Source organism: Brevibacillus choshinensis (genome assembly GCF_001420695.1).
GTDB lineage: Bacteria > Bacillota > Bacilli > Brevibacillales > Brevibacillaceae > Brevibacillus > Brevibacillus choshinensis.
Genome location: NZ_LJJB01000010.1, coordinates 1,690,456 through 1,703,405, shown reverse-complemented (window position 1 = coordinate 1,703,405; position 12,950 = coordinate 1,690,456). Strand labels below are relative to the sequence as shown.

Genomic DNA, 12,950 nt, shown 5'->3' with positions numbered 1-12,950 from the left:
ACACCATGAGAATCGTTGTTGAAAACGTCGACAAAACGTTTGTAGACTCGAAAAAAAGAGAAGTAACCGCTTTGCAGAACATCAACTTTTCGATTGAAAAGGAAGAGTTTGTTGTATTGGTAGGGCCCAGTGGCTGTGGTAAGTCCACCTTGCTAAACATCGTGGGTGGACTGATGTCGCCAACAAACGGAACGGTCTACTTCGAAGGTACGAACGGCAAGAAACCGAGCCTGGGAATCGTTTTTCAGGAAATCGCCCTATTCCCGTGGCGAAGTGTGTATGAGAATGTGATCTTCGGGCTGGAGGAGAGCGGTGCCAGCAAGCAGGAACAGCAGGAAAAAGGGAAGCATTACATCGAGATGGTAGGATTAAGTGGCTTTGAGAGCGCCTATCCAAAGCAGCTGTCCGGTGGGATGAGACAGCGTGCAGGTATCGCCCGTGCGCTGGCGATTGAGCCTGATCTGCTGCTGATGGACGAGCCTTTTTCAGCGCTGGATGCGCAGACCCGCACCATCATGCAGGAAGAGCTGCTGACGATCTGGAATCGCACCAAGCTGAGCACGCTCTATGTGACGCACAACATTCAGGAAGCCGTTTATTTGGCGGATCGGGTGATTGTCTTGTCGAGACATCCGGGTCAGATCAAGAGCATCATTCAGATTGACATGCCGAAAATTGGGCGGGATCAAGAGCAGTACCGTGCCCAATTTGAACAGTATGTCGACCAGATCTGGCAGCTCATTCGCCACGATGCCCAAGAAGCATCGAGGGAGGGGTAACAAGATGTCTGAACAACGACAAATCATTACGAACCGTGTAGCCTTTTTGGAAACGAAAATCCCTAGCTACGCAGCGGTCTTGGGGATAGCTTGTCTGCTCGTACTCTGGGAGATTATCTGTCGCCTGGAAATCGTTCCACCGTTGTTTTTGCCTGCACCTACCGCGATCCTGACAGCGGCTTGGGATATGATCGCGAGCGGCGAGTTGTACAAAGATCTGGTGGCGAGTCTGTATCGGATCGGAGTCGGGTATGCGATCGGGGCAGCTCTGGGTGTTCTCGTGGGATTGATCCTCGGGTTTTCCCGTTGGACCGACGCGATTATGACGCCGATCGTCTATTCCATTTATCCGATTCCGAAGATCGCCCTGCTACCCCTGATCATCCTGTGGATGGGGATTGGCGAAATGCCAAAGGTAGCGATTATTGCCCTGGGTGTTTTCTTCCCGGTCGTGATCAACACTTTCTCCGGCGTGAAGAACGTCGATCCGATGCTGATCAAGGCAGCCGTGACGTTTGGCTCCAATCATCTGAACGTCATTCGCAAGGTGATTCTGCCAGGCTCGTTGCCGATGATTTTTGCCGGCTTGAAGCTGTCGGCGGGGACCTCTCTGCTTTTGCTGGTGTCTGCCGAGATGGTGGCGGCGCAGGAAGGGATCGGTGCGATGGTTCTGCACTACGGGAACCTGATGATTACGACCAAGCTCATGGTAGGCGTATTGATTCTCTCCCTGCTCGGGCTGACGTTCAACCGAGTCTTGCAGTGGCTCGAGCGCAAACTGATTCCGTGGAAATAACAGACTGACGATAGAGTGGTCCCGAGATGGGGCCACTTTTTCTATATGTCGATCCGAACATTTGAGCATGGACACTCCAGCACTTATCAAGTAAAAATGTTAATATCTTGCGGGTCTTAAGTGAGGTGGTATTTGGATGAATACATTGGAAAAAAGCCCGAGGTCTATGCCCTCGGACTTTGCTCTGTCTACGACCTTCTTCGTTTATAGAAAAAGGCATAGACGATACCTACCAAGAGGATAACGATGAAGCTCGATATTTCCATGATAGTATTCATAGAATACCCTTGGCTGGCTGTAGATCTGCCATTTGGTCCGCCACCACCCATAGGAGGGCGCTCGCCACGGTTTTGTCCATTGCCCATCTGAGGAGGCTGCATATTTCCTTGGTTTTGCTCATCGCCCATTTGCGGGGGCTCCCCAGGGTTGCCGCCACCGCCTGGCCCACCCATATTGCTGGAGGTATTGGCTTCGACAACCAGTTCTCCAGACAACTGAGCCTGAATGGAAGCGGCACGTTTTACTGCGAATTGTACGAGACTCTTTTCGCCTGACACACTTTCTTTAAACTGCTCCGTCGTATAGAACTTGGTTGGATCTTTTTCCACGTAGGGAGCAATCAAGGTTGAAATGTCAGCCATCATCGTTCCCATGTAATCTTCTGTGAAGTAGTTGGTGGCAATTTCTTTCAGGTAGCCGTTAAATTTCTCCCGGTATTCATCCACAGAGAGTAGAGCATTCAACAGTGGGCGATCTTCCAGGCTGGTGCCAGAGACGGGTCTGGTGATACTAAAGTTGATATTTGCCTCGCTCAGGAAATTGGCTGCCATGTCTCCCATGCCACCGCCGGGGCCACCTCCACCACCACCCATGCCTCCTACGCCGAACCCACCAAAGGACATGTTGTAATCCCAAGGCAAAATAGAGAAGATGCCGTTTTCCTCGTACAAATAGTAGTTGTGCTTCAGATTTCCTTGATAATGGTCTAGGTTGACCACAGCGGTATTCACTGCAAAGTACCGGAGCATTTCATCGACATCGACGTATTTTTCGATGTCACCGCCGTGATTGATGGCGTCGAGCATTTCGATCAGCTCGGACTGGTCTTTGGTATCCTGGTTCGTTTTCAAATTCATCCCGGTATAATCGTCGATGTCATCACTGATCCACTTTAAATCACTCCCGGTTCCTTCCGGCTTGTACAAATCTCCCCGGGCATTTTCATAATTCCTTTCCAAAAATGTCTCTTCGATTGCTTCTACACCGAGATACAGCCCCCATTCTTTGCCATTTATGGTGACGTACATGTAGGAGAACGCAGGAGTCGGAATCCCCATCTTCTGCATCAACGAATAGGACAAATACTCCCTCATTTGTGATGGATCGGAATAATTGTTGTTGAGACTGAGTTTCTTTAGGCCATGCAAATTTTGTTCGTCCACATACTTATCGAAGTCGATCTTCCAGCTGTAGCGATCGGAATCCTCCATTTGCGCTACGGAACGCAAGGTCAGGTTTCCTTTTGTCCGAAGACCTACATTTTCTACCTTCTCCCCATTCACGACCACATCGGCGGAGTACATCTTTTCTTCGAGTGGATTTTCCAGCATCTTGGTCAAATCCGCTTCATCGATCGTGATATCAACCGTTGTCACTTTACTTTGGTCGAACACATCCGTCACATACGATTGTCCCTGCTCCCGGATGGTGACCCCCAGCTTGGGGAATACACCCATGACGACGATGAAAATGACCAGCAAAAACGCGACGGATGCCACGATGTATTTATTTTTCATGACCGTTGGGCTCCTTTCGTTGCGATTCATTCCCGAGAAAAAAGCGAGCATAGGGGAAATCCATGCTCGCGTCTCGGAACCCGTTATCTACGCTGTAAAATTACCGTCGTAGCTGAGCATCATGGCTGACTGCACGCCTTCCATGCTCGTGATTTTATTGACGAACCCCGTATCGTTTTTCTTTACGCGAATCTCGTAGATCATTTCCATGTCATTGCCGGGAGTCACAGATTTGGATTTTACGGAGTGCTTGATCGACTGAGCAGAAACAATGTGTTCCAGCGAATTTTCAATGGCTGGATCGTTGTAGCGCACAATCAGCAAAAACGGATTTTCGACCGTCAGACGATTGATGAAGAACAGCAGAACCAAACCGATCAGGATCGCACCGATGATGACCAGTGGAACGAAGCCTGCACCGCACAAAATACCAGAAGCAATGGCCCAGAAGATGTAGACGATATCCATCGGGTCCTTAATCGGCGTACGGAAACGAACGATCGACAGGGCACCAACCATCCCGAGTGATAACAGAACGTTGGACGAGACACCCATAATAATGAGGGCGGTAGCCATCGTCATGACGATCAGAGAGATGCTAAAGGTATGGGAGTACATCACACCGGCAAATGTTTTCTTGTACACGACGTAAATGAATAGTCCGACGGCAAAGGCAGCCGCGAGAGAGATCAGGGAGTCGACCACGGAAAAGCTGGTCGTGTTTTCGAGAAAGCTCGACTTGAAAATATCGCTAAAGTTGATCGTATTGGTGTTCATCTTTTTTCCTCCTGTGTTGTCTTATCCAAACATTCTGCTGATTTGATACTTGGAGAAAGCACTTTTTCTGCGGTCCGTCACCTGCAGCATTTTGCGGATGATATCCGGCAGGTACTCATCGTATTTGACTTCGAGTACGACCATATTTGGCTCCAACGTATCGATCATGATCACGTCAGGATTGAGCAGGTCATTATTGCGGAAGCTGGTCTTGATCGCACTGTCAAAAGTCACGCGCACATTTCCATATTCGTAGATAAAGACCTCGCGTTCGTAATCGACGATGGTGATAGGCTTTAGCTGAAACAGCGTCATTTGGATGTACAATTCCCGGATGAGGTCGCGGGGATCGTCCTGCATCCATTCGATATCCCCATGCCGCATGCGCTCATATTCCTCTGCCGTCATTCTGCATTTCGTTTTCTGACACAGGTTGTCGACCTTTGATTTCTTCTCTAAATGAAGGAAGTCTGTCTTGTAATCGTAGAGGCGTACCCGGTATTTATCTCGTCGGTAATAGCCCTCTTTTTTTTGTGTGAGAATCTTGTCATCGAGATTGTCAAAGTAAACGCTACGAATTAAATATTTGCCGTTCTCATTCGCATGGGGATCCGGCTTCATGATGTGCTGTAGATTATGTCGAAGAAGGAAGCAATCCATCTTGGTAATCTCGTGCTTGAGCTCTACGCGGCCCTTAAAGGCTGGTGGGGCTGTTTTTTGCATGGATGTTCACTCTCCTTTTTGGCAGGCTGTCTTGCTTGATTCACAGTATAAATACACAAACTTAAAGAAAACTTAAAAATCGGAAGCAAAAAAAACGACCTGCTTTTCGTCAGACGAGAGACGATAACAGGCCGTGTAACTAGATCGGCAGTTTGATTCGGATGATGGTGCCTTTGGGCTGGTTATGAAGAGCCTTGATCGTCCCGTGATGACTGGTCACGATCCACTGAGCGATGGAGAGTCCTAGTCCAGCCCCTCCTTTTTCCCGCGAGCGTGCTTTGTCCTCCCGATAAAAGCGGTCGAAAATCTGCTGTAAACCTTCCTCACTGATCCCGATTCCTGTGTCGCTGATTTCCAATGTCACCGAGTGGTCGTCAGAAACGGTTTTGACGAGGATGCTATCGTTTTTCCCCGTATACTTGATCGCGTTGTCTAAGAGAATTACCATTAGCTGATGAATTCTGCTTTTATCTGCTTGCATGGTTGCATCTGACTGTGTCTCGACCCACAAATGCTTGGACTGCGAGTCTGCCAATTCGATGTACGGTTCGCACACTTGCTGTACAAAGGGATCCACTTCTATAGGCTGCTTGATCAGCTGCGTCTCGCTGGAGTCTGCTCGCGCCAAAGTCAGCAGGTCGGTCGTCAGCTTGGACAAGCGGCGGGTCTCAGATAGGATCAGGGCGATATGCTCGAACTTGTCCATGATTTTCTCATAAGGTGTCGTGAGCAATAGCTCTACCTTGTTCTGGATGATGGTCAGAGGCGTCCGCAGCTCGTGCGAAGCATTTTCCACAAACTCGACCTGCTTGTTCCATGAGCGAATGATCGGTTTCATCGTTTTGCGTGACAGAATAAAGCTCGCTGCCAGTGACAACAGAATGAACAGGATGGAGCAGAGGATGAGCAGGGTCTGAAAATTGTGAATGACGTTCTGCTCGCCATCTACGTTGACCAATAGCTGGATCGTCGCGATCTCGTCTTGCGGATTTGGATCGGGCAGCGTCAGCGTTCGGAAATGGTACTGACCGTCAATCATGATGGTGGAGGGTAGATCGGACTTGGTCAGCGCGAGATCAGTAAAGAGATCGTCGTAATACCCGGTGTTACCTTCCGAGTTGATGATTTCGCCGCTTTGGTTCCAGGTCAGGATCGTGATCCGTGGGTTTGGCATGAATGGCATAGGGCCAGGGCCCGGCTGTCTGTTTTCTGGTGGACCAAAGGCACGCTTTTGTTGCAGAGGTGGCAGCCCTTGTTGCTCGATGTTTCTTTTAAAAGTGAACAGATCGACGTCTGTTTTGGAGTAGAGAGTCAGCTTCATTTGACTGAAAATGATCAATCCAAAGATGGAGAAGATCAGGGTAAAGGCAATAAAGTTGTATATCACAAAGGTCATTTGCTGTCTGCTGATGATATTGTTTTCACTCATCACCGTCACCTGCTTCGGTCAGCATGTATCCGAGACCACGGAATGTCTTGATGTATTTATCGTAGCCGTACTTTTTTAAATTTTTTCGGAGATTGCTCGCATACACCTCGACCACCGATGTGGACGTATCGGAATCAAAGCCCCAGATCCGGTCAAAAATCTGTTCTTTGGTCAGAATGGTATTGCGATTGTTGAGTAGATACTCCAGCAGGTCATACTGTTTGCCGCTCAATTTGAGAACGTCATCGCCAATGCTGACCTGATAATTCTTTGTATTCATTTGCAGGTCCTTAAAGCGAATCGTCTGCTCGGTAAAATCTCCGACGCTGCGGCGGATGAGGGCCTCCAGACGCAAGAGGAGCTCTTCCCGATGAAAAGGCTTGACCAAATAATCGTCGGCTCCTTTTTTGAAGCCATGAATCTTGTCATCGATTCCGTCCTTTGCGGTAAGCATGATGACAGGAGTAGTCACGTGTTGCTTGCGGAGCTGCTCGAGTACCTCGTACCCGTTTAGGTGAGGCAGCATGATATCCAAGATAATGACATCGAAGATATTTTGTGCAGCTAAAAACAAGCCTTCCTCACCATCAAAGGCCTGGGTCGTTTCAAACATAGACTGCGTCGTTTCCCGGATCGTATCGGAAAGATGGCGGTCATCTTCTATAATTAACAGCTTCATCGAATACACCTCAACGCTAAAGATAACAAGGCTTTATGTCACTACTATGTCCAAAATCGTAATCAAAGGCAATGCGAACCAGAGCTAGGAAACAATCCACTAAAACAGTGTCGCTCCTCCTTGTATAGGTTATCGTAAAGGTTTTCTTACAGATATGTGACGTATGAGCCAGGAGGTTGGTAATAAAGTCAGCAAAAAATTATAATAGGGACAACAAGAGCGTGAAAAGAGGGCACTATGGAACGTCATGATAGGTTGGAAGCCGCTGAGCGGTTCATCCACACGTGCTACGGCGAGCTGGAGAAAACACCGCAAGAGATCGAGTCACGATTGATGGAAGTACGCAAGTCGATTGCTGAGCACGGCACCTACGAGCATACATCGGAGGAGCTGCGGCATGGGGCGAAGATGGCATGGCGCAACAGCAATCGTTGTATTGGTCGATTTTTTTGGGAAACGTTGCATGTTTTTGACGCGCGAGAGGTAGAGACAGAGGAACAGATGGCCAAGGCATTGTTTCGCCACATCGAGTACGCCTCCAACGGGGGAAAGATACGTCCTACGATTACGGTTTTTGCACCAAATGAAGAAGGAAATCCGAAGCTTCGCATCTGGAATCACCAGTTAATCCGCTACGCAGGCTATGAAACGGAATACGGTGTCTTGGGTGATCCAGCTTCGTTTGAACTGACCAAGCTGTGCGAGAGCCTGGGCTGGAAGGGGGAAGGGACTCACTTTGATATTCTTCCGCTGGTCGTGCAGGTCGGGGAACGTATACCTCAATTTTTTGAGATTCCCCGCGAGCTGGTGATCGAAGTCCCGATCGTTCATCCGGATAATGCTGATTTTGCCGATCTGCATCTGAAGTGGTACGGGGTCCCGATCGTCTCTGACATGCGTATGGAAATCGGGGGCATCGATTATTTGTCGGCTCCTTTCAATGGATGGTACATGGGAACGGAAATTGGCGCGAGGAATTTCGCTGATCAACAACGCTATAACATGCTTCCGAGAGTGGCACAGCTCATGGGACTAGACACGAGTCGGGAAGCGACGCTCTGGAAAGACAAAGCGCTGGTAGAATTGAATGTGGCCGTGCTGCATTCATTCAAGGAAAAGGGTGTTTCCATCGTTGATCACCATACCGCTAGCCAGCAATTCCAGCGCTTTGAGGAAAGGGAAAAGAAAAAGGATCGGGCAGTCACAGGTGATTGGACGTGGCTGATCCCACCGATTTCTCCAGCTGCGACGCATATTTTCCACAGCTCTTATGATAACCGGATGGAATCGCCGAACTTTCATTATCAGGAGAGGCCAAATTACCTCCACAAATAAGGAGAGCCCCCGCAACCCGGGAAAGCATGACTGCTTCCGGTATTACGGGGGCTTATTTCATTTACTCCGTTTAACGATTGTAGTAGCTGCTGAGGGCCTGAATGAGACCGAGCGGGTTTTTCCGCAAGTCTTTGGCGCTGAAGAACACGCTGCCCTGTACTTCGGGATGCAGGGTATTGTAATCGAGCTGGTTGATGATTTCCTGGGCATTTTGCCAACCAGCTTCGGCCGTCCCGAGCTTGTAAGGGGAGTGGCCAATGTAGAGCTTGACGTTGGTGCCACGGACTTCATCTGACCACCATGTGACGAGCTTGTCGTACTGGGCAGGTGCAAAGGAAAGGCTCCAGTAGATTTGCGGAGTCACATAGTCCATCCAGCCTTGTTTGACCCAGGTACGTACGTCTGCATACATGTTGTCGTACGCCGTTACGCCAGCTTTGGTATCGGAGCCAGTTGGATCGACCGCTTTGTTGCGCCATACGCCGAACGGACTGATCCCGAATTGTACGTCTGGCTTCACGCTTTTGATCGACGTATTCAGCTGCTGCACGAACTGGTTGATGTTGTCTCGGCGCCAGTCCGCTTTGTTCGCGATTTTTTTGCTGTTGTACGCTTTGTAAGCAGCGTCGTCACTAAAGGTGCCATTGGAAGGATAGAAGTAGTCATCCAGATGGACACCGTCGATATCATATCGTTGTACGACTTCCATGATCTCTTTGATAATCTGTTGGCGTGCTTGCGGAACTCCCGGATTGATGTAGAGCTTGTTGCTGGAATTGACGATCCAATCCGGATGGAGCTTCACCACATGGTTTGCCGCCAGTTGATCGGTCTTGGCATCCGTGTTCGCACGAAACGGATTAAACCATGCGTGGAACTGCATGCCACGTCTATGTGTCTCCATAATCATGAAAGCGAGTGGATCGTACCCCGGATTTTTCCCTTGTGTTCCGGTCATGACCTTGGACCACGGAACCATCGAGGATGGATACAGGGCATCTGCCGAAGGGCGTACCTGCACAAATACGGTGTTCATCCCCATGGCTTGCATTTCATTCAAAAGCTGTACATACTCCTGCTGTTGTTTGGCTTGATTACCATAAGAGCCGGTAGATGGCCAGTCGAGATTATAAACAGTCGAAATCCAGACACCGCGCAAGGAGTCGTTTGTAACGACAGGTGTGGTCGGGAATGGAATCGGGATCGGAGTCGGAATGGGATCTGGTATTGGATTCGGTGCTTCGATCACATCCTCAGGAGGTGTATCGATGGCGATTCCCCCGGTTCGCAACGTAATGGTACGTGTAGCTTGGTCCCAATTCACCTGCAGACCGAGCTGCTCGGAAACGAAACGAAGCGGAACCATGACCCTTCCTTGCTTGTTTTGCGCGGAAGCATCCAATGTCACACTGCTATCATTGACCAAGGCATACGTTTGATTGACCGTCATGGACAACACGGTATCCTCTTTCAAAATCGTCGCAGTCTGTTTGGTTTGATCCCAGTAAACTTCAGCGCCCAGACTTTCGCTGATCACCCGCAGGGGAACCATGGTGACGTTTACTTTTGGCATGATGTAAGGCGCGACGTCACTTTTGACTTGCTGCCCGTCCAAAAAGATGCGGATCTCAGGAGTAGACTGTGCCTGCACGGACCACGCCATGGCAGGCATGCACAGTACGAACATGAGCAAAAGCGTAAACCACTTGCGCAACTTCATTTTGCGAATCCTCCGACAAGTATAGATTTCCGTAAAAAGGGTAACTCTTCTTAAGCGTTAGACGTTTATTATAGCGCTTTGTTTCGATAGAGAGGCAGGACAAATGTATCAATTTCATAGATTTCAGGAGAGTGAACGATAGAAGCGGAACCATCCAAGCCAATCTCGAATAGGCAAAGACATAGAGCTTTTCATGCATGCAAAGAGAGGAATGGAAAATGGCGTACCTTCACTTGCAAAAGACACCCATTGTTTTTGTTCCAGGCTTGTTTGGCTCGATGAGCGACCAAATCGTGCCCGGAACAGGGGATTGGAATTTTGGTCTGGCGAAAACAGCGTATGAGCCAATGATTCTCTTGCTGGAGGGTATGGGCTATCGGATGGGGAAAGAACTGTTTGTCGCCTTTTTTGATTGGAGACAACCCATTGCGTATTCGGCTGAATATCTCGTGCAGACGATCGCTTGGGCAAAGCAAGTCACTGGTTCTAACGTGGTGAATCTGATTTGCCATAGCATGGGAGGGCTCGTAGCGAGGGCGTATGTGCAAAGCGATACGTACCAAAGTGATGTAGCGCAGATGATTATTCTGGCTACTCCAAATGCGGGGTCGCCGGTAAGCTACTGCTATTGGTCGGGTGGCAAGCTGCCGTCCACAGTTGTCCATACAAAGAACGTAGTGGAGCTGTACATGACGGTGTATTTGGCGTATTTGGAACGGGGTCTTCCCCGCAACAAAATCGAGGCCATTCACAGGAATTTTCCCAGCCTGCTCGATCTTGTACCGGCAAGGGTGTATGGTGATTTTTTGCTGGAAAGCAGGGATGGGGTGGAGATGTTTGTTCCATACGATTATCTGCTCATTAAAAACCGGGTTGTAGATGAATTAAACAGCCAGATGGATGTGATTTTTGCTCGGGGGATTCCAGTCACTCTGATCGCGGGTATTGGTCAAAGCACTGTTCATTACTTGAAAACTGTACCGTCCATTTCCCCTGTGAAATGGGTCGACGGGCGAGTGGTAGGGGCAATTCACAGTAAGATGGGGGATGGAAACGTGATGATGGAGAGCGTATTTGCTCTGAACGGAGAGAAGTACGTGGTGGAAGCCAATCATCTCGATATTTTAACGAAAAGCGAATCCATCTTAAAATACAAGCTTCAGTAGGAACGAAGAGGTCATTACCCTTCCTTGCTACTGAAGCTTTTTGGTTTATGGTGAGGTCTGCGGAGCCTGAATCCAGCCTTCTTTTCCGTCAAACTGGATTTGGTACCAGCCGTTCAGATCCGTTACGACCTGGATGGAGCTGTCTGGTGATACCTGTCCGATGATTTCATAGTTTTCGCCGGGACCTGCATGTACATCTATCGATGGAGGTACTTCAGTGGCAGCATCACCTGGTTCTCCATTTTCCGGATCAATCAGCTTCTCTTCATATTCCAATCCCTTGTCGTCCATCAGGAACGAAGCGATCTCATTCTCTCCCTTGCCCACAGCATTTTTTACGATGACTCGAGCTGTATCCTCCACGGACAAATCGTCTGCTTCGACGATGAATCGCGATTCGAGTGAAGACTGGGATAGATGGGGGATCAGCCCCAGATACTTGTATGCCCGCTCTTTCCCGGTGGTCTGCACGAGAATGACGGGATTATCTTTTCCGTCCTGCAGTTTTGATAATATGACGCTGAAGTCCGTGTCGATATCCAAGACTTGCTCGATATACACGGTGTTGGCGCCATCGGGCATTTTCGCTGCTAAGTAGAGGCGATGCTCCTTTTCGTCCACGCCGAGTGCATATTGCTTGGCTCCCCAGTGGCCATTTCCAGTTAGAACAGAAAGGAACGTTTTGTCCGGGTATTTCACCAGTAACAGACGCGTAGGATCATACTCGGTCCAGCGCTCCTCCACTCCAGCGATCAACGAGGAAGTATCCAGCAATCCGCCGAGCTCTTGGTACAGTTCCGTGGCTCTTGTGAATTGATGCGCCTTGGCATACTGCTCCGCCTGTTTGATTCGGCTCTCCAGATGGCGTTCGATCACAGCGAGAACGTCAGAGTCCTCAGCGAGTACATCCTTAATCTGCCGATAAGCTTTTGCCATGGCGACAAAGCCAGGTAGATCCTTTTGCTTAATGGTTTGATTGATTTCGCTTTTGGCGTACTGTTCGAGCTGTTTTTGCAGCCAACCGGCCGAGATTCCTTCTTGTCTGTACAGCTTGATGCTATTCGCCGTACGCGTGATGACATCGTCAAAGGAAAGGGAGACCGCCAGCTTACGGAGCTTTGCCGTTTCATAGCGTTGAAAGAGATTGTTCAGCTCTTCTTGCTTTTCTACCTTTCCTCCAAAAAACTCATCCGGTATCAGGACGAGCGTATGGATAAAGGACTCATTTCCCATATCTTTTGGGGACTGCATCTGCGACTTCGCTTGCTGCAGAGCTTGTAGATAGTAGTCACTCCAAGCCTTTTCTATGGCAAGATGTGCAGATATCGCTTGAAAAAAGGAGGTGGTTTGTTTATCTTGCTGTTTCAACGTTTCCTGCTTGAAGGACTGATAGTGTTGATAGGCTTCCAGCACTTGCTCTTCTTGCCTGTCTCCAATGGCAGCATGAGCTTGCCTGGAAAGTGATTCTAGCTGTAGACGGATCGAGGTTAACCCTGACATGAAGGCTGTCCACTCCACGTCCCCATAACTGATTGCGGAATATTCGCTTGCCTGTGAAAAGGTTTGCTCAGCAGAGATCAGATTATCGTCTTCGTAATACGCAAAAGCCTGGTCATACAGCTCGATTTTCTTGATACTCCAGCTGATCTTCCATGCGACTGCTACCAGTGCGACCGCCATGACTACTAGGAAAAGATTACGGACCCAGAGCGATTTTTGATAGGAAGTGATCACCATGTGGCTCTTCGCT

11 protein-coding genes are annotated in these 12,950 nt (G+C 49.1%); 4 read left to right on the top strand and 7 right to left on the bottom strand.

What is annotated here, in order from left to right; all coding sequences use genetic code 11:
• The first annotated feature begins 5 nt into the window (after positions 1 to 5).
• A complete protein-coding gene (locus AN963_RS18050) occupies positions 6 to 779 on the top strand; it encodes an ABC transporter ATP-binding protein (RefSeq protein ID WP_055745910.1) in 774 nt (257 codons plus the stop codon).
• A gap of 4 nt (positions 780 to 783) precedes the next feature.
• Positions 784 to 1,575, top strand: a complete 792-nt coding sequence (locus tag AN963_RS18045; RefSeq protein ID WP_055745909.1) for an ABC transporter permease — start codon at positions 784 to 786, stop codon at positions 1,573 to 1,575.
• Between the two features lie 188 nt (positions 1,576 to 1,763).
• On the opposite strand, the gene AN963_RS18040 is transcribed toward AN963_RS18045, so the two are convergent.
• The 5 genes from AN963_RS18040 to AN963_RS18020 form a co-directional block, all read right to left on the bottom strand.
• Entirely contained in the window at positions 1,764 to 3,371 is a 1,608-nt protein-coding gene (locus AN963_RS18040) for a CotH kinase family protein (protein ID WP_083496971.1), read from the bottom strand.
• Between the two features lie 87 nt (positions 3,372 to 3,458).
• Positions 3,459 to 4,148, bottom strand: a complete 690-nt coding sequence (locus AN963_RS18035) for a DUF4956 domain-containing protein (protein WP_055745908.1) — start codon at positions 4,146 to 4,148, stop codon at positions 3,459 to 3,461.
• A 21-nt stretch (positions 4,149 to 4,169) separates the two neighbouring features.
• Complete coding sequence (locus AN963_RS18030; RefSeq protein WP_055745907.1) at positions 4,170 to 4,871, bottom strand: polyphosphate polymerase domain-containing protein; 702 nt, start codon at positions 4,869 to 4,871, stop codon at positions 4,170 to 4,172.
• A 139-nt stretch (positions 4,872 to 5,010) separates the two neighbouring features.
• Positions 5,011 to 6,300 carry a sensor histidine kinase gene (locus AN963_RS18025; RefSeq protein WP_055745906.1) on the bottom strand — a complete coding sequence of 430 codons (1,290 nt, stop codon included), beginning with the start codon at positions 6,298 to 6,300 and terminating at the stop codon, positions 5,011 to 5,013.
• A complete protein-coding gene (locus tag AN963_RS18020; RefSeq protein WP_055745905.1) occupies positions 6,293 to 6,979 on the bottom strand; it encodes a response regulator transcription factor in 687 nt (228 codons plus the stop codon). Before AN963_RS18020 ends, AN963_RS18025 begins: the two co-directional genes overlap by 8 nt.
• Before the next feature lie 237 nt (positions 6,980 to 7,216).
• Between AN963_RS18020 and AN963_RS18015 the strand changes: the two genes are divergently transcribed.
• Positions 7,217 to 8,314: a nitric oxide synthase oxygenase gene (locus tag AN963_RS18015; protein WP_055745904.1), complete on the top strand. Its 1,098-nt coding sequence runs from the start codon at positions 7,217 to 7,219 to the stop codon at positions 8,312 to 8,314.
• 70 nt (positions 8,315 to 8,384) lie between these two features.
• Here AN963_RS18015 and AN963_RS18010 read toward each other — a convergent pair whose 3' ends face one another.
• Entirely contained in the window at positions 8,385 to 10,034 is a 1,650-nt protein-coding gene (locus AN963_RS18010; RefSeq protein WP_055745903.1) for a family 10 glycosylhydrolase, read from the bottom strand.
• A gap of 218 nt (positions 10,035 to 10,252) precedes the next feature.
• Here AN963_RS18010 and AN963_RS18005 point away from each other — a divergent pair, with 218 nt between their 5' ends.
• Positions 10,253 to 11,200 carry a lipase/acyltransferase domain-containing protein gene (locus tag AN963_RS18005; RefSeq protein ID WP_055745902.1) on the top strand — a complete coding sequence of 316 codons (948 nt, stop codon included), beginning with the start codon at positions 10,253 to 10,255 and terminating at the stop codon, positions 11,198 to 11,200.
• 45 nt (positions 11,201 to 11,245) lie between these two features.
• Here the strand turns inward: AN963_RS18005 and AN963_RS18000 are convergent, their stop codons facing one another.
• Positions 11,246 to 12,937, bottom strand: coding sequence for an SH3 domain-containing protein (locus AN963_RS18000; protein WP_055745901.1), 1,692 nt, complete (start codon positions 12,935 to 12,937; stop codon positions 11,246 to 11,248).
• Positions 12,938 to 12,950 lie beyond the last annotated feature (13 nt).